Annotated in this window: 22 protein-coding genes; 10 read left to right on the top strand and 12 right to left on the bottom strand. The window is 44.5% G+C overall.

What is annotated here, in order from left to right; translation table 11 throughout:
* Positions 1-214 precede the first annotated feature (214 nt).
* Positions 215-1477: a DDE-type integrase/transposase/recombinase gene (locus DYADSP32_RS01685; RefSeq protein ID WP_149244320.1), complete on the bottom strand. Its 1263-nt coding sequence runs from the start codon at positions 1475-1477 to the stop codon at positions 215-217.
* Between the two features lie 137 nt (positions 1478-1614).
* On the opposite strand from DYADSP32_RS01685, the gene DYADSP32_RS01680 reads away from it, so the two are divergent.
* The 10 genes from DYADSP32_RS01680 (at position 1615) to tnpC (ending at position 13989) form a co-directional block, all read left to right on the top strand.
* Positions 1615-2880, top strand: coding sequence for a hypothetical protein (locus DYADSP32_RS01680; RefSeq protein ID WP_149244321.1), 1266 nt, complete (start codon positions 1615-1617; stop codon positions 2878-2880).
* An 82-nt stretch (positions 2881-2962) separates the two neighbouring features.
* Positions 2963-3229: a hypothetical protein gene (locus DYADSP32_RS01675; protein WP_149244322.1), complete on the top strand. Its 267-nt coding sequence runs from the start codon at positions 2963-2965 to the stop codon at positions 3227-3229.
* Positions 3226-7146, top strand: a complete 3921-nt coding sequence (locus DYADSP32_RS01670; protein ID WP_414617431.1) for a fibronectin type III domain-containing protein — start codon at positions 3226-3228, stop codon at positions 7144-7146. Before DYADSP32_RS01675 ends, DYADSP32_RS01670 begins: the two co-directional genes overlap by 4 nt.
* 95 nt (positions 7147-7241) lie before the next feature.
* On the top strand, positions 7242-9038 hold the full coding sequence (locus DYADSP32_RS01665) for a hypothetical protein (protein WP_149244324.1): 1797 nt from the start codon (positions 7242-7244) through the stop codon (positions 9036-9038).
* Between the two features lie 125 nt (positions 9039-9163).
* Positions 9164-9361 carry an IS66 family insertion sequence element accessory protein TnpA gene (gene tnpA, locus DYADSP32_RS01660; RefSeq protein ID WP_414618144.1) on the top strand — a complete coding sequence of 66 codons (198 nt, stop codon included), beginning with the start codon at positions 9164-9166 and terminating at the stop codon, positions 9359-9361.
* A gap of 2 nt (positions 9362-9363) precedes the next feature.
* Positions 9364-9711 carry an IS66 family insertion sequence element accessory protein TnpB gene (gene tnpB, locus DYADSP32_RS01655; protein ID WP_149244325.1) on the top strand — a complete coding sequence of 116 codons (348 nt, stop codon included), beginning with the start codon at positions 9364-9366 and terminating at the stop codon, positions 9709-9711.
* A gap of 43 nt (positions 9712-9754) precedes the next feature.
* Positions 9755-10492, top strand: coding sequence for an IS66 family transposase (locus DYADSP32_RS01650; protein ID WP_149244326.1), 738 nt, complete (start codon positions 9755-9757; stop codon positions 10490-10492).
* Between the two features lie 99 nt (positions 10493-10591).
* Positions 10592-12256: an IS21 family transposase gene (gene istA / locus DYADSP32_RS01645; protein WP_149239828.1), complete on the top strand. Its 1665-nt coding sequence runs from the start codon at positions 10592-10594 to the stop codon at positions 12254-12256.
* 43 nt (positions 12257-12299) lie between these two features.
* Positions 12300-13031, top strand: a complete 732-nt coding sequence (istB, locus tag DYADSP32_RS01640) for an IS21-like element helper ATPase IstB (RefSeq protein ID WP_149239829.1) — start codon at positions 12300-12302, stop codon at positions 13029-13031.
* Between the two features lie 76 nt (positions 13032-13107).
* The gene (gene tnpC, locus DYADSP32_RS01635; protein WP_149244327.1) at positions 13108-13989 is read left to right on the top strand and encodes an IS66 family transposase; all 882 of its coding nucleotides are present in this window, start codon (positions 13108-13110) and stop codon (positions 13987-13989) included.
* A 202-nt stretch (positions 13990-14191) separates the two neighbouring features.
* Here the strand turns inward: tnpC and DYADSP32_RS01630 are convergent, their stop codons facing one another.
* The 11 genes from DYADSP32_RS01630 to DYADSP32_RS01580 all read right to left on the bottom strand — a co-directional run bounded on the left by DYADSP32_RS01630 (position 14192) and on the right by DYADSP32_RS01580 (position 22418).
* A complete protein-coding gene (locus DYADSP32_RS01630) occupies positions 14192-14431 on the bottom strand; it encodes a hypothetical protein (protein ID WP_149244328.1) in 240 nt (79 codons plus the stop codon).
* A gap of 52 nt (positions 14432-14483) precedes the next feature.
* Positions 14484-14873, bottom strand: a complete 390-nt coding sequence (locus DYADSP32_RS01625) for a hypothetical protein (RefSeq protein WP_149244329.1) — start codon at positions 14871-14873, stop codon at positions 14484-14486.
* A gap of 509 nt (positions 14874-15382) precedes the next feature.
* Positions 15383-15550, bottom strand: a complete 168-nt coding sequence (locus DYADSP32_RS01620; RefSeq protein ID WP_414617430.1) for a hypothetical protein — start codon at positions 15548-15550, stop codon at positions 15383-15385.
* 25 nt (positions 15551-15575) lie between these two features.
* Positions 15576-16271 carry a hypothetical protein gene (locus DYADSP32_RS01615; RefSeq protein ID WP_149244330.1) on the bottom strand — a complete coding sequence of 232 codons (696 nt, stop codon included), beginning with the start codon at positions 16269-16271 and terminating at the stop codon, positions 15576-15578.
* A 203-nt stretch (positions 16272-16474) separates the two neighbouring features.
* Complete coding sequence (locus DYADSP32_RS01610; protein WP_149244331.1) at positions 16475-16654, bottom strand: hypothetical protein; 180 nt, start codon at positions 16652-16654, stop codon at positions 16475-16477.
* Between the two features lies 1 nt (position 16655).
* A complete protein-coding gene (locus DYADSP32_RS01605) occupies positions 16656-17336 on the bottom strand; it encodes a hypothetical protein (protein WP_149244332.1) in 681 nt (226 codons plus the stop codon).
* Positions 17320-17667 (bottom strand): hypothetical protein, encoded by a 348-nt coding sequence (locus DYADSP32_RS01600; protein ID WP_149244333.1) that lies wholly within the window; start codon positions 17665-17667, stop codon positions 17320-17322. The genes DYADSP32_RS01605 and DYADSP32_RS01600 overlap by 17 nt, the downstream gene beginning before the upstream one ends.
* A 52-nt stretch (positions 17668-17719) precedes the next feature.
* Positions 17720-18379: a hypothetical protein gene (locus DYADSP32_RS01595; protein ID WP_149244334.1), complete on the bottom strand. Its 660-nt coding sequence runs from the start codon at positions 18377-18379 to the stop codon at positions 17720-17722.
* Positions 18363-20360 (bottom strand): SprB repeat-containing protein, encoded by a 1998-nt coding sequence (locus tag DYADSP32_RS01590; protein ID WP_149244335.1) that lies wholly within the window; start codon positions 20358-20360, stop codon positions 18363-18365. Before DYADSP32_RS01590 ends, DYADSP32_RS01595 begins: the two co-directional genes overlap by 17 nt.
* 128 nt (positions 20361-20488) lie before the next feature.
* Entirely contained in the window at positions 20489-20899 is a 411-nt protein-coding gene (locus tag DYADSP32_RS01585; protein WP_149244336.1) for a hypothetical protein, read from the bottom strand.
* 7 nt (positions 20900-20906) lie between these two features.
* On the bottom strand, positions 20907-22418 hold the full coding sequence (locus DYADSP32_RS01580) for a hypothetical protein (protein ID WP_149244337.1): 1512 nt from the start codon (positions 22416-22418) through the stop codon (positions 20907-20909).
* Between the last annotated feature and the right edge of the window lie 66 nt (positions 22419-22484).

Below are 22484 nucleotides of genomic sequence, written 5' to 3'. Positions count from 1 at the left end.
AACCAATCCTGTTTGCATTGAACGAGTCCTATCAAGCCCTTGTCCGTATCCTTTTGCCCTGCGCATTCCACGAACAATCCGCGCTAAAACGTACGAATATTCGTACATGGATCATGAAAAATTTTGAGCGAATAGAAAGAAACGAACATAGTGATCCCCTGTACTTGATTTTGGTCTGGAATCACAATGTCAAAGAACGGCCGTTTTGGTATGCTCATGTCTGGCAAATACTATCGCAGGTAATGCGTCGGTTTGTTTCTATTCGATCTTGTTTTGCTTGCTGGATTTTAATTTTGAAAAAATGTTTGTTGGGAATGGCGCCATTTAAAACTTCGTTTGGTGTCAAGCCGTGTAAGGAGCCGCTTGGCATGTCGTTGAAGTTTTCAATTGCTTGCGCCATGGTTTTTGTTAATTCGCTTGTATCGATAATCGGTTTAGGGAAAAGATATCTATACTTTATTATTTTGTTCGCCGCTTCTACCATACTATTGCTCTGTACAATATCCACCTGAGCGACAATCTTTTTCCAAAGTGTGGCGGAGGAAGCCAGCCACTTGGTGAGCTCACCTTTGTTTTCGGAACCATCATCGGTAATCAGGCTTCCGGCTTGGTTGAGTAGATCAAACTTTTGTAAAACGCTTTCCAGGGTTTGCTTGGCGATGTCGCTATTGTAAACGGTAGACGCCTGGCAAGCCAGAATTGCTCTGCTGAAATTGTCGCGGATAACGTAAATATAGTGCTTTACACCGTTGGTGGTACGGAATATTGTCACATCCTGATGCAAGATTTTGAAAGGTGCAATTGAAGAAAGAGGCTTGTAATTTCTGGGTTTTCGGATCGGTTTGCGAGTAATATTCAGAAGCCTGCAATATTTGTAAAATGTGCTTTTGCAGCAATGCAATTTTTCTTCCCGCATCAGGTGATAGTAAATACTTACCAAGGGCCAGTGGGTGTACTTTTCGTCAACACAAGCCGTGGCAATTATTTCCTGTTCTGTAACAGCAAGTTGCTGTGTGTTTTGTTTTCGGCATAAACCAAGCAGCGATTTCCAACATTGTTTTCGGCCGTTCCAGATGCCCCACTGCTTGTGAGTAAATGGCAGATACCGCCAAATCGCACGGTCTAAGCTAGATTTCTGGCAGGTTTGGAGAAGCCACGTTGTTCTTTTTTTGATCTTGACAAAGTGGCTATTTTTAACCGGTATCAACGCCAGCAGCTGACGGTACAAAAGCACAAGTTGAAAGGCTATTTTTAGCTGCTTTTTGAGCAGTTTGTTTTCTGTTTTCAGCCGGGCGATGAGCAAGTCGTCATCTTTTTGACTTTCAAAAGCTATCGGATTCCAGAACGAATCAGCGTTTTTGTTCTTCCATGCTGCGCGGGTGGATCTTGGAATGTGTGTAGAAACGGCGTCAGGCAAGCTTCCTTTTCCATACTCAATTTTGAATTGGGAATGGTAGCTTCGGTAGAGTTGGGGCATTGGGCTTTATTAAAAAGCTTTGTGACAAAAGCATACCCTATACGTCACAGATAAGTACCCGACTAACCTTGATGCCACACCGCTTCATTGACCAGGAAAATACCCCAACCGAGCTGCCATAGGCCTCCCGGCCCACGATGCGAGCCGACCGAAATCCTGTAAAGCCTGGCGAAAACACCGTGGTGTATGCCGATGGATGTGACGGAACGGTAACCTGGTCGACCAGCGCAACGGGCAATTCAATCTGGACGGGAGCGGGAGAATATTGGGCGGTTTGCAAGAAAGAAGGATTCCGTGACAGTGAAGCCGCAACGATCAGGATTGACCAGGAAAACGCCCCCTGCAATCCTCCCTCCACCCCTTACATTGCTGTGGATGACATCACGCATAATCTTTCAGAATTAACCTTTTTGACGGCTAAGGGATGTGCAGATGGGGTAATTGTATGGAGCGATGGAACCGTGGGAAACAGGTTGCTTGTCAGTCACGGAGGTGATTATACAGCCACCTGTACTGTCCGAAATGAATGTGGGCAAGCCGAGGCACGTGCCACCGGGCATGTAACGATGATAACGCCATGCCTGCTGATGCGCCCGGTGTTTTCGATCAACGGCTCTGCTGTCTTCGGAGGTAGTTTCGATATGAAGGAAGGGGCCACGGTTCATGTGGATGCGTCCTGCTTAATGGGCCAGCTTCAATGGTCGGGAAGCGGACCGGGAGATTATACTCCTCGTGAAAACTTCACGTTTAATGCCACATGTACCTCTGGCGACGGTTGTAGCAAATCTGCGAGTTTATCCATTAATGTTGAGAAGTGTAATCTGGCCTCACCAGTCATCACAGGCCCCGGCCAGGTTTGGAAAGGTGAACAATTTACGCTGAATGCGTCCGGATGTCCTGAGGGAAGCACGTTCCGCTGGTCACCTGCAGGCTCGTCGGTCGCTGGTAATACCAGGATTGGAGCAGGCTTTTCCGAAATTACGACGGCCATCAATTCAGATACCAGGTTTTCTGTAACCTGTGAGTGGCTGTCCTGCGTGAGCGCCCCAGAATACCACACCGTGAATGTGTTAACAATTCCCCCACAACCTGAACCTCCAACGGATCCCTGCGCCGGGAAAGACACGAGCCCGCGATGGATGACTGTGCCCGGTGGTTGCGCCCAGGGTGCGGGGGTGCTTAGCCGGGATGTAAACAACTGCTCTCCGACCTACAATCAGACGCGGTGCTGCAAGGAGTATATGTTTTATGGATCCCGTTCCAGAGAGATAAAAGCACAACTTACCTATATGGACTGCAACGGAGAAGAGAAGACAATTTCGATCAATTCCAGATCCTCGATCAAGGTCATGGCGATGGAAGGCCATGCCGAGTGCGTTGGTTGCAGTAACGCAGCAAATTGATTTCATGAAGTGTTTTGGCGGTTTCCGGAGCACTTAGTCATGCAGTTTTAAGACAAATGTTTACAAAATTACAGTACCCCCCATGCGTACCTACTTCATCCGCTCACTAATCATCCTTCTCATAGCAGGTTCAGGCCTTGAATCGGCTAGGGCACAGAGCACCGATCAGAATTACCCGGTTTCCGCCTCCGCTTTTGTTGCAGCACAACCCAATCAGAACCTGTCTGCTTACTTTTCGAGCAGCCAGGCTTTGTCGGTTACTTTGCTTCTTAAAGACCTTACCAAACCCAGTCTTCAGGTTTACCTGAAATGGAGTATTGAGGGTCGGGGGCGCCTAGCCCGGGTGTGAGAGTTGCAAGTATGGAAGGGTATATTCCGCCAGGTCTTCTTTTGCTGGATATGGGTGTGCTGCGGCGTTTCAGTGGCCTGGAACTTCAGAGTGACTATTTCCGAAACAATGTAATTGAGGAGCAGGGGCTTGGCGGTCCGTCGCTCGGCGGTGCCGGACTGAGGACTAACTTACCGGAAGGATTTTACACCTTCCGTGTACAGGCACTGGAAGCCGGTACAGGCCGGGAAGTTTCCAATATGGGTGAGACATTTTTCAGTATCACCTCTCCCCTTCCCCCGGTGATCAACCTGCCGTTTAATGGTGCCGTCCTTCGACAAGCTCAGGATGACGGCTCTGTCACTCTGAGCCTGTCGAAGAGTCCACAAATCCAATGGATGCCCCGCCACTACAAACAGGCGGGTAATACCACCACTTACGACCTGAAAGTATGTAAAGTGCCTGATGGTTATGAGCCCCAGGAGGCACTGGACGCGTGCGTGAACCCGATCATCGACGACAAGGCCAATCCCGGCACATTCTATCCTTCCAATACTGGTATCGGCAATAGCATTATTGGGGCGTTCGAACGTGGAGCAAAATATGCAGTGCGCGTGACGGTGCATGAGTTTGACGCAAATGGTGATGAAGTGGTTTTTGCCAATGAAGGACGGAGTGAGGTGGTGTGGTTTACTTACGGCACTCCCTGCGTTTCTGCGGAAAACTTTATAATCCGTGAAACGGGCCCTGGTCGTTTGCAATTGTCGTGGCCTGCTGCTGCCGGCAGCAAATCTTATCGAGTGATGTACCGCAGGGAAGGAGAAAGCCAGTGGACAACACAGGCTGTAACCGCAACCGGTATCGGGCTTGCTGATTTGAAACCTGGCAAGCATGAAATTGGGGTGCAATCAGAATGCACAGATGTTTTTCCCCGAACGGACGTTCCTGCCAACATTCAGGCATTTGAACTTTCGGATGATGAGCAGGATGATTTGATCCCTGCTTTGGCCGATCCGCTGAATACGATTGTAACCGTTTCCGACACGGGAATACCGTATGTGATTGATAGTTTACACTCGGTATTGGATGTGATCAAAATCCCGTGTGCATCTCAGATCAGTACATACGAAAGCTGTGAGGCGGATCTTCCGGTAGTGAGTCCCGTAGGCGTAGCGACGCCCGGCACCAAGCCGCTACCCAGCCTGAGTGCAGGTGATGTACTGAGCGTATATGACATGACCATGATTGTGACTTCTGCCGGTAATGGAGCTGGTGGGTTCAGGGGCACAGGACTGGCCCGGCTGCCGTTTATGGAGAGCACCATGGTATCTGTAGAGTTTGATGGTGTGCAGGCGTGGGCCCCGCAGGAAGCCGGTGTTCCGGGAGGCTGTGTATATCAAATCAATGGCTATTTCCGCACGAAGGCACTTTCGGCAGAGGAACTTGCGCGCCAGCAAGCCGGGCTGGTGGCCACGCTGAATAATCCAAAGGACTCAACAGCCTTTACCGGGACTTTAAGCGATGCGTTGAAAAAATATGACGATGGCGTAACCACTACCGATCTGTCGAGATACACAGCGGCGGTGCTGCAAGGCAGCCAGACGATCGCCAATGCACTGGATGAAGTGGTGGACGAATATTCGGATCCGCGGTTGATCCACATCAGCACGCAACTGGATTCGCTCATGCAGGTGTTAAAAACCAATGACTCCCTGATGAAAGCCACCGGAGAAGTAATCCGTATCGACAACCTCACCGGGATATACACGGATCTGTTCAAGAAGCTGGAAGAACTTAAAAATGAGGGCAAGCCGGACGTGAACAACCCGGTGTACGCGATCAGCAATGTGCAGGTAAGCAACGTGGACGATAAGTCGGCCCGCATCAGCTGGCAGGCCGAAGGGCCTGTAAGCCGGTACGTGATCGAGTACCGGGATACCGATGGCGGAGTCTTACAGGAAACCGTTACCGGCACAAAACTCAACCTGCTACGCCTGCGAGCAGACATGGAGTACAGATACCGTATCCTCGCCTACAACGGCGACGAGCTGGTGGCGAGTTATGGGGAGGATGTGTTTAAGACGACGGGTAAATTTGTTCCGGTTCCTGTGAACCTGGCTTACACCCGTATTGACGACAATGCGGTGAGCATAACCTGGGACCCTGACGCACAGCACAACCGTTTCAAAATCCGTTATGAAGACAAAAACGGAGAAATACGCTATGTGTACCCAACGACCAATACGGCCGTACTCGATGGCCTTGACCCCACCCGGTTCCATGATTACGAGATTGTAGCGTATAATAAGGAAAGTGTGCAGAGTGAGCCGGCGAATGCACGGGTCACGGCGGGTCTTAATTGCGATCTCCAAGTTCGGATGAGTAACTCTTCAACTGTTGCCACGATACCCGATGGAGAAACCTGGCTTTCATCCTATGGCTGTAACGGTGGAGAAGCCACTTGGGAAAATGGTTCAAAGATGATAAGCAATGATGGCCAGACCATCACTTGGGCGGATGGAGAAATTGCACAGGTTACTTATGGCTTTGTTGCAGAGTATATTGTTGTGCGGCCTAAAATAGACAAAGAATATACTGCCGTTTGCGTCATGCGAGAAGGAGCGCAATCCAAAACTTGTACAAATACAGTTACAGTCAAGGTCTCTTCCCCGGAGTGCACAGGTTCCTTTAAAATATCAACTGATTCTCAGATCTTGAATAAAGGAGACTTGGTTACGATTAAGGCCGAAGGCTGCAATGACGGTAAAATTATCTGGTCTAATGGTTGGGGTGAGGGGACTGATATCAAATTTAGACCCTCTTCGGATGTAATAGCATCCGCAAAATGCATTATTGGAAAGATAACATGCTATTCAAATTCCCTTGCGGTAAGCGTAAACAATTGTCAAACATCTTTATATGTTTTTAGATCTCAGGGTGATAAAAAATCCAAAAACAGATCCGCTCTTATCTATTATACTGGTTGCAGTACTTTTCCCGTAAACTGGCATCATGATGGGAATGCCAATGGAGCAGTATACGGTAAGCTTGGATACTCAATTTCTAAGATTGAAGGACCTGTAACCGTATTTGCTACCTGCCGTTCAAGTTCTGATTGCAAGGAAATTTCACTGGTGATACCGGTTCCGGATCGTAAGTGTAATGGACATCAATTAAGGATGGACAAGAATCTTCTAGAGATTGATGATAAACCCACAACAATTTCCTCTGATCATGCCTTTAAACTTCAAGACCAGAAAGGAGACTACGTCAACACAGCTTTTCAAACATCTGTTACTTTACCAGTTAATACCCACACACAACTTTATACGGCCACTTATGAAAATGGTTGCACGTCATCCATTGAAGTTATGGGGTATTTTCCAAGTTATTCCATAGAATGGGCTGGTGGGTATAGTAGTTTAGTTAAATTCACGGGGGATGTAAAGGATATCACCAAACTGAATCTGGAGAAAAACCCTAATCAAGATAATTATAAGCTAACTATGAGCCTGAGCAATTTATGCTCAGGTGATGGAAAAAATATTATCTGGACCAATAATCAGGATCCGTCCTTTAGAATTGAAGGAGCACCCTCTCTCAGGTTTGATCAGGGAATGAATTATGATAACTCAGCAACGGACTACATTTTGTCTTTTCCAAAGGTGACTACTATTTATTATGCTACCTGTTATCAAAAAAATGCGAATGGAGGTGAAGACATATATCCTGCCACCAATTCCAAAACAATTACAGTTAATTCAAATTATTGTTTCCGAATAGATCAGAACCTCGGGAAAGTAAGCAAAGGAGAACATATAATATTACGTGCATCAGGGTGTAACGGAGGTACGGATTGGTATTTGGGAGAAACGCTTCTTGGCTCGGGTCGGAACTTGTTACTACGCCATCGCCTGCTGCTATACCGTCTGCCGTAACCTATACCGCTACATGCAAATCATTGGATTGCAACGAACAGGTATCCGTTCAAGTGATTCCGTGTAAATTTGAAATTACCACTCCAAAAGCGTTTGTGAAAATTGCAGAGCCTACAGTACTCACTTCCTCGGGCTGCTCTGGTGGCATTGTACAATGGAGCACGGGGGAGACCGGGCCTTCTATCACTGTGAAACCTCTGGAACAAACCCAATACCTTGCCAGCTGCACACTCGACGGACAAGAACTTTGCAGCAAATCCATTGAGCTGACCGTGGATAACTTGCCACCGGATGATATTGAATGCCCGCCTTTTACCTTAACCGCTCAAGAAGTTTCAAAATGCTTACCGGTAACCATTACGCCCCATGGGTGCCCCGAAAGCGGTTCGATACTGTGGGAAAACCTTACCACTACCAGCGGGACCGGCACATATTCTACCATTTTGAATACCACGAAAACAATCAGAGCCACGTGCACCACCCAGTACGGTCAACAGGTTACTTCGGAAATCACAGTGAGCCCACTGGGAATTCATCTGACAGTTAGTCCAAATAAAGTTTACGCAGGCGCACCTTTTATTTTAAGAGGATCTGGCTGTATAAACGATCAATGCAAGGAAGGTGTGTACAGATGGAAAAACATGAAAACCGGGCAGACATTTACCGGACCTTCCATCACCGCAACGATTGGAGAAACAACGGATTTTGAAGTGAGCTGCGATGGCGGGTGGAACCAGATCTACCCCATCACGGCTGAAACCACCAGCTGTGATGTAAAATACAGCTCATTTACCAAAGGTAATGCCACAAACGTAGAAATTAACGCATCGTGGTGTAACCCAAAATATGAAATCAACTGGTACAAAAACTATGGCGTAGGCAACACAGGCAGGGTGACGGTTGAATATCCTCAGGGCCGTAACAAAAACAGAATCGCAGTGGCCCGCCCACAAGATACATCTCCCGTTGGCAGTGGAATTCAGGATAATTACATCGTTCATTGTATAAATGGAGAGAACCCTATTCCCTGTAACTATTCCTTCTCGGTAGAAAGTCCTTATTTGTTAAGTTTATTTCCCACAAAAAGTAATCTAACAGGAACAGGATCAACTGGCCCACAAAACACACCCGAAGCCTGTAATGAGTTTCTGCTTATGGAAAAGGGAGGATTTGACAGCCCTAGAAGTGCCAGTCATGCAACCTTGTATTCAGATTGGTGCCCGGGCACCAAAGTGGAATGGTTTACGTCCAGCGGCAACAAACTGGGTGTGCTTACTCCACCAAGCGACCGTTACTCGCTAGAAAATATAGAAGAAACGACTACTTATAAATACAAGTGTCACCTAAAGAGCGGCAAGATTTGCGAAAACGAGTATACACTTGTTAAAAGTACAGGTTTACGGATAGCCGCCGCCCCACCGATTACTTCAACTGTCGTCGATGAGCAGTGCTCGAATAGTATTTCGCTGGCGACGGCGATGAAGGTTTATTATGAACAGATGCTTTGTCAAAATACTAATTTATATACGAATAATAAGACGAATGCTGAAAAATTCGTTGACAATTTAATTACCGCGTTAAAATTGAACACGGGAAGTTCTGGTGTCAAATATCCGGAAAACCTCTCAACGGTGATAGATGCGATGGTTGCTGGTGACTGCAAAAAGGCAGCTGCATTGTTATCCGTGGCGAATGAAGACGTGAGTATATCTGTTAATGGGATTAATTCAAATATTTTACCTTCGTACGATCAAGTCCAAAAGCAAGTCAATAGCAAGCTTATTTATCAAACAGATGGGCATTATTCCACAGTGTATTTGATCGGTATCCGCCCAAGCAAGTACATATTTCTTTTGCGATGGCTAGATCCTAGTTTTGAGATTATGATTTAAAACAAAGCTAGCAATGTCAAAACGAGAATCAAAGAGCGTAGAAATGTTTAGGCTGGTTGAAGAGCTGGAATCAAGCGGACGCGATCGGCAGGTGTTTGCTTCACAGCATGGAATAAGTTTAAGCAATCGGACCGCCGAAGCGGCTCGACTATTGGCGACACCGTTATCATCACCAAAGTCAGGAGTCGCCTTCCGGCTTTATTGAATTGAAAAGTGCACCTCTGGAGTTGTCCGTTGAAATTGTCTACCCCAATGGCGTCACAGTTCGCTTACCAGATAACTGTAGCCCAATACGTTTACGTGAGCTGGTTACCTTATTATAGGCATGTTTTCTTTGACTTCATCGCAGCGATACCTTCTTTATAAAGGTGATTGCGACATGCGCCGTGGAGCATACTCGCTGAGCGGGCTGGTTCGGAGTGAATTAAATCGGGATCCACTTTCGGGGGAAGTATTTGTTTTTCTTAACCGTCGCCGCTCATGCATTAAATTGTTGCGATGGGAGCCTGGTGGCTTTGTTTTATACAGTAAGCATCTGGAAAAAGGCACCTATACCCGACCTCATTTTGCTAATACAGATGGAATTTTGTCTTGGTCTGAACTGGTACTAATGATCGAAGGCATTGTGATAAAAAAAAGCATACAGAAGCCAAGATATACCGCATTTTCTTAGATTTTTCCTTGGAAAACTGAGCGATTCTAACCATTTTTAAATCATGGAAAACGCTCTCGAAAGCCTATCAAAAGAAGACCTGATTACCCTGATTAGGCAAAAGGATACGCTTTTGGAGACAAGTCAAAAACACTTACTGGAGAAGGATTCAGAGATCTTACAAAAGAAGGCTGAGATCGACAAACTCCGTCGGATGCTCTTCGGCCAGAAGCGTGAGCGCTTTGAAACCTCACCTATACAGTTACCGCTAGACTTTGGAGAAAGCCTTTCAGAACAAGAGATCAAAGAGCTGGAAGAGTTCATTAACAAGAAGACCGAGGCAGTCAAAGATGAAGAGAAGAAAGCGCCACGCGGTCCACATCCCGGTCGATCACCTCTTCCTAAACACCTCTCCGTACAAGAGATCGTTTTAGAGCCACAGGAAGATACCACGGGCATGATGTTGATTGGCAACGAAGTAACCGACAGCCTGCAATATGAGCCTTCTCGCTTTTACATTCAACGCATTGTTCGCCCCAAATATGCTCCCAAAGCTGCCAATTTGCTTGACGAGCCTGTTGGCATTGTCATCGCTGAGCTTCCGCAGTCTGGATTTGCCAAGTGCATAGCAGGAACAGGATTAATTGCTCAAATCCTGATCGATAAATATTGTGATCATTTGCCTCTGTATCGTCAACTGCAACGATTTAAGAGGGAGGGTATCGACATAGCGCCTGCTACAATGGACCTGGATATTCCGGAGCAAAGAGAGCCACTTATTCCGGACAACTTGAGCCAGTAATTCCGGGAACTTGAGCCACTTTATCGGAAGGTTTTTACAGCTATTCCGGCAACTTGCGCCAATCGGGACTACTGACATTCCGGCATAATTGAGCCACTTGTGATTGCTCTTCAAAGTTATTCCGGGAAAGTGAGCCAGTTGTATTTTGGTATTGAAGTAATTATAACCACCATCTTTTGTGAAAAACAAAAGCAACGGATGGCAAACAAAGTTACTTCAATGCAGACACTGCGCATGATCATACAGTTGCTGGATCGGAATCTTTCCGAACGTAAAATATCCAGGCAACTTAATCTTTCCCGTAACACGGTTAAATATTATCGTGAACGCTTACTTCAGAGCACGCACAGCTTCAAGGAACTTCAAGCCCTTAACGATGCAGGCTTGTCTGCCATTCTATATTCTGGTACACCCTCGGTGCAGGATGAAGACCAGCGGAAGGAAGATTTTCGCCAGCAAGTACCTTATTTTCTTTCAGAGCTTAAACGTACCGGTGTCACGCGCCAACTTCTCTGGGAGGAATATTTTGACAAACATCCTGCGGGATACCGTTATTCCCAATTTTGCTATCAACTTAACGAACTCGGTAAAGTTCTACAGCCAAGTTTCCATGCGACTTACAAGGCGGGTGAGGTTGTCATGGTGGACTTTGCGGGCAGCATGATGCACTATTTCGACAAGTCCACCGGTGAACAAATAAGTTGCCCGGTACTGGTTTGTGTGCTTCCTTTCAGCAATTTAACTTATGTTGAAGCGCTGCCTAATGCCAGGCTTCCTTATTTGTTGGCTGCTTTGAATAACTGCCTTCGGTATTTTAAAGGCGCCCCATTGTCTCTGAAGACCGACAACATGAAACAGGTGGTCCAAAAGGTCAATCGCTACGAACCGACCTTTACAGATCTTATGCAGCAATGGGCGTTGCATAACAACATGGATTTGGTTGCCGCAAGGCCATATAGACCTAAAGATAAAGCGCCGGCAGAAGGTCACGTAAAAATTGCCTATCAGCGCATTTACGCTCCCTTACGGGATCGTATTTTCTGTAATATCGAGGAAGTTAACGCCGCTATACGAGATCAACTCGAGCTACATAATGACAAGAACTTCAAGGGAAAAAATTACAGCCGCCGCCAGCAGTTCAACGAACAGGAACAGCATTTACTTCAGCCGCTGGCAGACAATCCGTTTACCTTAAAGCACAGCACTTCTGCCAAAGTCCAGAAAAATTATCATGTCACCCTGGGAGAAGATTGGCACCATTACAGCGTGCCTTACCACTATATAGGCAAGCAGGTAAACATTATTTATGATACCCAGACGGTAGAGATCTTTCTTGATCATCAGCGTATTGCTGTTCATAAACGCTTCTATAATCAGCATGGTTATACTACGCTCAAAGAGCACATGCCAGAGAACCATCGTAGCTATTCACAGCAAAGGGGATGGGACAGTGATTACTTCCTGCGGTTAGCATCACAGATAGGACCATGCACACAGGGTTACATGGAAGGTGTTCTAAAAGGGCGGCAATTTACCGAACAAACATTTAATTCATGCCGTGGTATCCTGCGGCTTGGCAGCAGCTATGGTAATGACCGCCTCGAGTCAGCATGTCAAAGAGCACTACCCTCCGGTTCTTTTAGTTATAAAACACTAACGAAGATCCTGGCTAATAATCTTGACAAAGCTCCCCATTTTATGCAGACAACCTTATTCCAGACACCTGACCATGAAAACATTAGGGGAGCCGGAGCGTATGAATAAAACGCCCTTACGAATCAATTGCCTCACTTAAACAAAAATAACAATGAATACAAACAAGACCTGGGAAGAGTTAAGAGAACTAAAATTGCAAGGAATGGCGAGCCGGTATTCCGCCATTCTTGAACAGCCGTTACACCAGCAGCCTGAAGCGCATACAATGGTTGCCATGCTTACAGAGGCAGAATCAGAACAGCGAGTCCAGCAGCGCACCCAGATGTATCTAAAGCTTGCCAAACTGCGGTACAGCGCACATGTTGAACAGGTGAATTGCAAGCCTGAACGAGGACTTACGTCCGAGCAGTTAATCCGTTTAAGCGATTGCAGCTTTATCGAGAAGTCAGAAAACGTACTGATCACAGGCGCCACGGGATGTGGAAAATCCTATCTCGCCTGTGCACTCGGCAGGCAAGCCTGCGTAAAAGGCCATAAAGTACTTTATTACCCCATAAACAGGTTTATAGAGCAGCTTGCGTTGGCCAGGCTGGATGGAAGTTACTTAAAATGGCTCAATCAAATTGCACGAGTCAAACTCCTGATTCTCGATGACTTCGGCTTACAGCCGCTTAGCCACGACATCAAAATGGCCCTATTGCAAATACTCGAGGATCGATACGCTTCCGGATCAACAATTATAACCGCACAGATGCCCGTAGGAAACTGGCATGATTACATAAATGACCCAAGCCTGGCTGATGCGATATGTGACAGACTGACAGCAAACGCGCACAGAATAAATCTCGAAGGAGCTTCTTTGAGAAAGATAAAAAACAGCTAAATTTACAACACTTCAATTCCAAAAAAGAACTGGCTCACTTTCCCGGAACGCTGGCTCACTTTCGCCGGAATTTCCAATGGACCATTGGGTAAAGTTGGGTATGCAACGCCTAGAATTTCTGTATGAATATCAAAAAACGATGGTTCTGAAAAGCAGTTACTTACAGGTCGACGAGACCACAATCAAGGTGCTGGATCATGATAACAAAAAAGGCAAAACGCACTTAGGGTACTTTTGGGCATATCATGACCCTTTGGGGGCACAAGCCTTCTTTAGCTACGAACCTGGAAGGGGTGGCAAGTATCCCACCACGATGCTCCAAAACTTCAATGGTTATTTGCAAACCGACGGTTACGCCGGATACGAGGGCTTGGCCCAAAGGGATGATATTATCCATCTGGCTTGCTGGGCACACGTCCGTAGAAAATTTGAAGAATCGATGAGCTATGACAAGGCTCTTGCGGAAACAGCCATGATTCTGATTCAGGAGCTGTATGCGATCGAACGACACATAAAAGAAAAAGGTCTGGACAGCGCCCAAATCAAGGAACTTAGACTAAAAGAAGCATTGCCCAAGTATAACCTCATGGGCAAATGGATCAGCGCAAACATGTCAAAGGTGTTACCAAAGAGTCCGATCGGCGTGGCATTCCGCTATGCCTTTGAAAGATGGGACGAACTGGGACATTACATGTATGATGGGAACCTACAAATAGATAACAATCTTGTCGAGAACCAGATCAGACCCATTGCCCTGGGGCGTAAGAATTTTTTGTTCGCAGGTTCTCACGAAGGAGCGTGGCGAGCGGCTGTGATGTACACATTTATGGCTCAATGTAAAAAAGATAATATTAACCCACATCAGTGGCTGAAATACGTATTTGAAAATATTCTGGACACTAAACCTAGTCAATACCATACCCTGCTGCCAAAGAACTTCGTAGGGCAAAATCTTTAATAGCCAATACGTGGTTGCTCCGGCGGATACGAAAAAATGAGCTGAAAGAAAACAATAGCAACTAGTAGTCTACCGGGTTTTAACATAGCCGTTTGCGTTTGTGTTCAACTCAAATATCCATCCATAATTACTAATACTATGACTTTCCAAATAGCCTTTCGGAATTGTTTTCCCATTTCCATAAGTAGCTGGAATAAAAGCTCTACTCTGATCTGTGAGGCCAGTTACCGGGCACTGAGGTGCCACCCCATGCGGAATGCCGCCCCAGCTGATTCCACAGTGGATCAGGGTCTCCTTGTCCCAAATTACTCCCATATTGCCAAATCTGGTCTTTCCATTGAGCAGGGGCTTCTTTGCCGTAAGTGGCTGAGCAGCCGTTTTCGGGGGCGATGATGTAGCGATACGCCGCCCGATAACTGGTCCTGGTAATTTGATCTTTCATAGTACTGTTTTTTAAGGATTCAATCATTCCCTGAGCGTAGGCAAATCCATAATTATTGTAATGGGTGATAAGTAGATGTATCCCTATTCTTCCAGTTTTCTCTCACCGTTGCCAGATACACAGAATCCCATTGCGCTTGTGTTTTACAATCGGCGCAACCGCCGTTTCCCGTTAAGCTTGCAAAGAACCCATCATTTATCTCCAATTCCCCGCTTTGCTTATTCTTCTTCAAGTATCCTCTGAAAATTTCCTCCATAGCAATGGATTTCAGTATTTCCACACTTAAAGGTTTGCTGGTATCTTTTTGATAAAATTCTCTTGGGACTGCAAGATAAGGGCCATCAAAAAAAAACCATTTTCTGTCTACTTTTACTCCATAAAGATATGTCAATCCATCTGCTTCAATCTCTGGATACTTAGTGTTTAATTTTGCAATAGCCATAATACATTTGTTCATATTTCTATTGAAGCAGACTAACGAATCCAAAAACCATTTGTTATCCCGTTCATTTATGTATGATTTCAAACCATGATTAGCCCAATTACTTATTGAATCAAAAGCTTGGTCATACACTAGCTTATAATTTTCCGGGGTCGACACATTAGTTGAATAATTAAAATATAGTGTTCTTTGTTTCTTATTCCTGTCATAATCCATTTCATGAGATTTGTTCCTCTTATCACAAGACATAAGAAACAAGAAACAAGAAACAAAAAACAGTTCTTATTTAAGCTATTTTGGTGTGACATATCCTTTATCATCTGGGGTTAATGCATTAAATATCCATCCATAATTACTAATACTATGACTATCTAAATAGCCTTTTGGAATTTCCTCTCCATTTCCATAGGTAGCAGGTATAAAGGCTCGTCGGTTAAACCCAATATTCCCCACTTCACACTGAGGTGCCACCCCATCCTGTTCCCAGATATTATCAGCACCTGTTTGATTTAGTTACTGCCGTACTGCCAAAGCTGATCTTTCCATTGCGTCGGATCCACTTTGCCATACGTTGCTGAGCAGCCATTTTCCGGAGCGATAATGTAGCGGAACGCCGCCCAGTAACTACTCCAGGTGATTTGATCCTTTATACTACTATTCTTTAAGGCTTCAATCATTCCCTGAGAGTGGGCAAAGCCCACTCTATTGTAACGGTTTATAATTTGTTGTATCTCTTTTCTCCCAGTTCTCTCGCATTAATTTCAGCCAGCTTTCTTCCCATGCTTCCTGTGTGGTGAATGGATAGTTATAAGCATCGCGTTCATAAAACCTTGCAAAAAAGTTATCATTTATCTCCCATTTCCCACTTTCCTTATTCTTCTTCAAATAACCTTTGAAAATATTATCCATTGCTATTTCGTGGAGTTTTGTGAAGGGTAAGGGCGTGTGTTTCGGATAGCCGTAAGCCTCTCGAATAATGATAATTGTCGACCCACTAAAAAAATACCATTGCTTCTTAATTTTAACTCCATAGAAAAAATGAATGTCATCCTGGGTACAATCTCTCCTGCACTGAGCAAGTCGCGCCATAATTGCTTTGTCTCCTTCTGAATTAAAACAAACTAAGCTATCCAATTTGCAGGAATCTATTTTAAATCTCTCGAAAAATTGAATTTCATTATCGATCCAATTAGTTATTGAATCTCCCGCGTTCTTGTATACATTGTAGTAGGTAGAATCGCCTACAATAGCTATCGAGCTCTTGAATCTGACATCCTTCTCTTGCTTATAATAATTCACTGACTTGTTTCTATCATCTTGTTTATTACAAGATGATAGAAACAATGATAAAATCATTGTCAAAGCTGTGGCAGTTATAGTTTTACCTTGGGTTGACATATCCCTCAATTTTTTCCTTAATTTCAAATATCCATCCATAATTACTAATACTATGACTATCTAAATAGCCTTTTGGAATTTTCTCTCCATTTCCATACGTAGCAGGGATAAAGGCTCTGCTCTGATCCGTAAGCCCTGTTACTGGGCATTGCGGAGCCACCCCGTCCTGATCCCAAACTGGGTCTGGTTGTCCTTGACTTCGATTACTGCCAGAGCTGATCTTTCCATTGCGTCGGATCCACTTTGCCATACGTTGCAGAACAGCCGTTTTCAGGGGCGATAATATAGCGGAACGCCGCCCGATAACTGCTCCACGTGATTTTATCTTTTATGGTGCTGTTTTTTAAGGCTTCAATCATTCCCTGAGCGTAAGCAAATCCCATACTATTGTAATGGCTGATAATTGGTAGTATCCCTATTCTTCCAGTTCTCTTTTACCGTTGCCAAATATACAGAATCCCATTGTGCTTGTGTTTTACAATCCGCACAACCGGCATTGCCGGTCAAATCCGCAAAAAATCCCTTATTTATCTCCCATTCACCACTTTCCTTATTCTTCTTCAAATAACCTTTGAAAATATTATCCATCGCTATTTTGTGGAGTTTAGAGAAGGGTAAGGGGCTATGAGTAGCTTCTTGGTATGCCTTACGGGGAATTGCAATATATGGCCCTTTAAAAAAATACCATTCCTTCTTAATTTTCACCCCATAAAAGTAAGTTAGTCCATCTCCAATTTGATCTTTAAAAAATGTACTTCTCTTACATATCGCCATCACACATTTATCGCCAGACTCGTTGAAGCAAATAATCGAATCAAGTTTCCATTCATTAAGTCGTTCACTAAGATATGTCGAAAGGTTATTGGCTACCCAGAACCGTATAGAATCATTACCCAACTGATATACCTCTTTATATACATTAGCAGAAACTATTTGAGAAGATTTATCATAAATCTCTTGCTCAATTTCAAAATAACTCCCTTCTTCTTGATAATTTTCACTTCGTCCACACGAAGTGAAAATTATCAACAGAAGAAAGTAAAGAATTTTATTTTTGTATAACATAACCGACATCTCCAATTTTTAAAGTTCCGTCAAATATCCATCCATAATTGCTAATAGAATGACTTTCCAGATAACCCTTGGGAACATCTTTGCCATTTCCATAGGTAGCAGGAATAAATGCCCTTCTTCCAAAACCAATATTCCCCACTTCACACTGCGGCGCTACTCCATCCTGATCCCAAACCGGGTCTGGTTGTCCTTGACCCCGATTACTGCCGTACTGCCAAAGCTGATCTTTCCACTGAACGGGATCTACCTTGCCATACGTTGCAGAGCAGCCGTTTTCAGGAGCGATAATGTAGTAACTACTCCAGGTAATTTTATCTTTCAAACTACTATTTTTTAATGCCGCGATCATCCCTGCGCGTAAGCAAATCCCATCGCTATTGTAACAGTTTGTAATTTGTTGTATCTCTTTTCTCCCAATTCTCTCGCATTAATTTCAGCCAACTTTCTTCCCATGCTTCCTGAGTTGTAAATGGAAAGTTGTATGCATCCCGCTCATAAAATCGAGAGAAAAATCCCTCATTTATCTCCCATTTCCCACTTTTCTCATTCTTCTTCAAATAGCCTTTAAAAATATCATCCATCGCTATTTCGTGTAGCTTGGCGAAGGGTAAAGGATTATGATTGAATGGATCAGGATACATTGTAGGTCCGTAAAAAAAATACCATTGCTTATTTATTTTCACTCCGTAAAAATAAATTATTGAGTTATTTACTGTTTCACTTTCTTGATTTGCAATAGCCATAATGCACTTATTTTTGGCAATGTTAAAACATAACAAACTATCAAGTTGCCAATTAGAATAACGCTGCATCTTGCTTGCACTTAGTTTGTTCCCGATCCAAGAATTTAAAGAATCATTCGCTGCTTTGTATAAATCAGAATAATTAGATTCACCAAAATGAATCTTAGAATATTCAATCAATTTGTTGCGATCTATACCTGCATTTTGCTGGTTTTGTTTTTTGTCGTCTTTACATGAAAAAATGAGCTGAAAGAAAACAATAGCAACTAGTAGTCTACCGGGTTTTAACATAGCCGTTTGCGTTTGTGTTCAACTCAAATATCCATCCATAATTACTAATACTATGACTTTCCAAATAGCCTTTCGGAATTGTTTTCCCATTTCCATAAGTAGCTGGAATAAAAGCTCTACTCTGATCTGTGAGGCCAGTTACCGGGCACTGAGGTGCCACCCCATCTTGATTCCACAGTGGATCAGGGTCTCCTTGTCCCAAATTACTCCCATATTGCCAAATCTGGTCTTTCCATTGAGCAGGGTCTACTTTGCCATACGTTGCAGAGCAGCCGTTTTCGGGGGCGATGATATAGTAACTGCCCCATGTGATGTTATTATGACTTTTGAGAGCTTCAATCATTCCTTGCGCATATGCAAAGCCCATGCTGTGGGCTACAATGTCAATATTATAAATTACTTTGGCATTCGGTGGCCTTTTGGTACTTGCCATTCGCACCAGCAGGTCGCTTGCCGCAAGCTTGCCATTTTCCCATCTCGTTTTAAAGCCAGCATCGTTAGGCTCTGTGTCTAAAACTACACAAGCCGGATTACCTGAGCAGTTCAGGATATCCTTATGTTTTTTCCGGAATTCTTCAATGGATTTCAAAATGACCGGCTTGTCAGCTTCAAAGACAGTGTACCCGTCTGCCGCCATGGCGCTGAGAATATAAATAAATTGTTCCTCCATCGTGGATACCGCCATGTTGGCCTGGGCCAGCATAGACCCGATGATACCTGGTGCAAATTTTTCGGACATAGAGCGGTTGACGTCGTTGGCAACATTGTGGTTGGAGGTTGTTATGCTATGATGTCCGTCAGCATAATAGACCACATCAGGCTTCCGGCGGGCCAAAAATTCGATATCCATATCGGTTTGGTCTTCTTCTGCAATACTCTCTTTACTCCAATAACGATTAATTGCATCAGAGGTTATCAGGTTATTGGTTTCGTTATATTCCTTAGGAGAATTTAAGAGAATTCCTGCTGCTCCTTTGCCGTAAAACCTGTACCCATTGGCAAAAATCATAATATTTTTCACAAGATCCGAATATGAGTCCTCCGGCAGCCATCCTTCGGGGCAGAAACGCTCCCCTCTTAGTCCGATGTGGTTGTCGGACACACAATTTGGGTATTGACCATCCTTGTAAAATCCAATAAATAAACTATGATTACATGCGTTAAAGTAAGCCTGATAAATCCCCTCATACTTTTTGACATCAGGATCATTACTACTAACGGTCAATTCCCACAAGCCAGATGAAGTAGGTCGTAAGTCAAAACCCTCCTTCAGTTTGAAGCTGGTTTTGCGGCTGTTCTCGTCAAACTGCACATGAATGAAGCCATCAGCGGTTACACTTTTGTCGTCAGTTGTGGCGCCGACGCGCATGGTGGGCAGAAACATTGATGGTACTACAACGATCTCTGTGGGAGCGGCTATAGTAACTATTTTAGTTGCTTCGGCGTTCTGCCCATCTTTGGCGGTGACGGTATATGAGCCGGCACCCAGGTTCTTGAAGCTAGGACTTTCCTGGAACTGAGAATGGTCAATACTAAAAGAAAACGGTGGAAGCCCACCGGATGTGACAAGCGTCACTGAACCGTTGTCGCCACAGCTGGCATGTGTGACGGAAGCCGTAAGTGAAAGTGGCTCTCCAATGATGAATCCATTATTTGTATAGCAATTCTGGGCATCTACAACCCGTGCCAGATATGAGCCTGGTATTAGATTAGTAAAATCCACGTCCGGTTGCCTTATCTCATCCATTCCCGGCCCGCTAAGTACATATTCCAACGGAGGGCTCCCCCCTGCAGCGAGCAGCTTAACGCTGGCGCTGGTATTTGACGTAGCGGGATGTACCTGCGTGGTCAATGTAAGTGGTGGTGGCGCAGCGAGTGTCACTTTTTGAGTAATTCCACAGCCCAGGTGGTCAAAAAGCCGCTTGCGATCAGGTTTGTCAGATATGAGCAGCCGAAAACGGCCGTTCTTTGTGCGTTCCACACTTTTCTTTTAAAAATTTTCGCGCCCCATGTACGAATATTCGTAAGTTTTAGCGCGGATTGTTCATAGAATGTGCAGCGGATCGTTCGTGGGATGTGCACTGCAGGGTACACTGCCTCACGCTACCCCTAGTAACCATCAGATCTATGTAAAAAAGGAAACCATCTTAACTTAGATTTTAAGGTCGCAACACCATTGGGCTTTTCAATTATTTCTAAGATCGTTTCATCGGTAAGAGACGAATTACTTGGGTTAACCCAATTCTTCATTTTTATCCATTCATCAAAGGTTATTACGTTTTCCATAAAAAAACCACAGGAGTACAAAAAAGAAAAAAACATTTTCAATTCTTCATCAAAGCGATTGTCATTCTTAATAGTTTCATAAAATTTCTCCGCAACCCAATACCTAGGATAAAAGGGGGTTTGTTTTTTTTTAAGATACTCGAAGTAGCCTTCTCTACCTTCGACCTCAAATAGGGGAGTTACAAATTTTGTAAACCATATTTGCCATTCTGTTAGATTTATATTGTTATCCATTGCCATTTTATTTAAGCTTCGTAGGTATAATTCCATTTAGGGCCTCCGATAGGTTCGCTTGATTAAACACAATTATATTTGAATAGTCTTGTGATCCTCTTGCCCCAGGTACAATTAACCCTTTGTAACCCCTTTCCCTAGCCCAACTGCCAATCACATTTGTAAATTCATATGCTTCCGATTTCTCGGCCATACCCAATACCAATTTATTAAATTCTGTTCCCAATTGCTGTCTTATCCCGTCATCTGTTAAATCAAGTACATTGTCAACTTGGATATTATTGTACTCATATGTACTGTAAGCATTCCAATCACCATAATGAGACATTTCTGTTTGATTCCCATCGAAGGTTTTCGAATAGTACATAGCACTTTCACCTTGTGTATCATATCTACCCCATGCCTCTTCTACTGAATATTCTGAGATTATGTCTGGTTTTGCATTATGATCCAATTCTGCCCTTTTACTTACGGATTTAAAGAGCTTACCGTAATAAGTTTTCCCTATCGGTTTATTTACAAGATTTGTTAAATGCATTCTAAGTTCGGTTCCCGTCTTTGCAACAAACCTCCCCGCCCCTTGCACTCCCTTCTTCGCACCAACCTTCCACTGTTCAACGACATCAGCAACCAATTGTTTCAGATCTCCCGGCTTAGCTTTCTTAGCCAAAGTTTTGACCTGCTCAATCATCGATTTCAGCTGGTCGGCATCCATCGATTGGCTGCCCACAGCGCCCAATATCAACGAAGCCAGCATGTTGGTCTCCACGTTAATGGCCCCGTCTGCCTGCAACTTATCCAGAAGTACACCACCGATCTGGTCTATGGTAAATTCGGTAATCGTGCCCGATGTACCCGCTGAAAGCAAAATTAAAGGTGTTTTGATGAAAAACAAATCACGGATATCATCAGCCAACAACTCCAATAAATACTGCCCTTCGGGAAGCGATACACGAATGTATCGCCCGTTTTCGTACCGGTAAAACAATCCGGATTTGTAACCATCCTCCCAGTAGAAAACATCATTTACACGCCAGAAGTCATCCTGCCTGTAGAAGTAATATCGGTTGTCGCCACTCCTGCAGATTGTAAACAATTCTCCCTTTTCTGTAACAGCTGACTTGTCATCACCACTTTGACCGCAATTGTAGCGCATTTCATATAGGCTGGCGCGCGTCACAGAAGTTTCGTCATGCTGGCCTTCTACTCTGTCGGCTAGGGGTGGGGGCTCAGGTAGCGCCGCAGCAGGAAGCCAGCCTTCAAGACAATAACGCTTCCCTTGCTCATCTCTTTTGTTGTCAGTCGTACATGGAACGCCTGAAAAATCTTCTTTATAGAAACCTATAAAATAGTCGTGGTCACATTTGTTGAAATATGGCCTGTAGATACCTTCATACTGTTTCAGCGCCGGGTCCGTATTGCTAACGGTCAGTTTCCAAATGCCTGAAGAGGTAGGTCGTAGATCAAAGCCTTCTTTAAGCTTAAAACTGGTTTTGCGGGAATTTTCGTCGTAGCGCACATGAACGAAGCCATCAGCAGTGACGCTGCGGTCCGCATTTGTAGCGCCGACGCACAGGTCGAGCAG

Origin of the sequence: Dyadobacter sp. 32 (assembly GCF_902506755.1) — a bacterium.
Lineage (GTDB): Bacteria > Bacteroidota > Bacteroidia > Cytophagales > Spirosomataceae > Dyadobacter.
This window is presented reverse-complemented; position numbering and strand designations above follow the sequence as displayed.

Excerpts from the sequence above, each read along its gene's own strand:
- DYADSP32_RS01605 (WP_149244332.1), bottom strand. The coding sequence starts at position 17,336 with ATGTTATACAAAAATAAAATTCTTTACTTTCTTCTGTTGATAATTTTC.
- DYADSP32_RS01615 (WP_149244330.1), bottom strand. The coding sequence starts at position 16,271 with ATGTCAACCCAAGGTAAAACTATAACTGCCACAGCTTTGACAATGATT.
- DYADSP32_RS01620 (WP_414617430.1), bottom strand. The coding sequence starts at position 15,550 with ATGATTGAAGCCTTAAAGAATAGTAGTATAAAGGATCAAATCACCTGG.
- DYADSP32_RS01685 (WP_149244320.1), bottom strand. The coding sequence starts at position 1,477 with ATGCCCCAACTCTACCGAAGCTACCATTCCCAATTCAAAATTGAGTAT.
- DYADSP32_RS01650 (WP_149244326.1), top strand. The coding sequence starts at position 9,755 with ATGGAAAACGCTCTCGAAAGCCTATCAAAAGAAGACCTGATTACCCTG.
- DYADSP32_RS01680 (WP_149244321.1), top strand. The coding sequence starts at position 1,615 with ATGCGAGCCGACCGAAATCCTGTAAAGCCTGGCGAAAACACCGTGGTG.
- DYADSP32_RS01585 (WP_149244336.1), bottom strand. The coding sequence starts at position 20,899 with ATGGATAACAATATAAATCTAACAGAATGGCAAATATGGTTTACAAAA.
- DYADSP32_RS01630 (WP_149244328.1), bottom strand. The coding sequence starts at position 14,431 with ATGAAAGATCAAATTACCAGGACCAGTTATCGGGCGGCGTATCGCTAC.
- istB (WP_149239829.1), top strand. The coding sequence starts at position 12,300 with ATGAATACAAACAAGACCTGGGAAGAGTTAAGAGAACTAAAATTGCAA.
- tnpB (WP_149244325.1), top strand. The coding sequence starts at position 9,364 with ATGTTTTCTTTGACTTCATCGCAGCGATACCTTCTTTATAAAGGTGAT.
- DYADSP32_RS01625 (WP_149244329.1), bottom strand. The coding sequence starts at position 14,873 with ATGGCTATTGCAAAATTAAACACTAAGTATCCAGAGATTGAAGCAGAT.
- DYADSP32_RS01610 (WP_149244331.1), bottom strand. The coding sequence starts at position 16,654 with ATGGGATTTGCTTACGCTCAGGGAATGATTGAAGCCTTAAAAAACAGC.
- tnpC (WP_149244327.1), top strand. The coding sequence starts at position 13,108 with ATGGACCATTGGGTAAAGTTGGGTATGCAACGCCTAGAATTTCTGTAT.
- DYADSP32_RS01595 (WP_149244334.1), bottom strand. The coding sequence starts at position 18,379 with ATGTTAAAACCCGGTAGACTACTAGTTGCTATTGTTTTCTTTCAGCTC.
- DYADSP32_RS01675 (WP_149244322.1), top strand. The coding sequence starts at position 2,963 with ATGCGTACCTACTTCATCCGCTCACTAATCATCCTTCTCATAGCAGGT.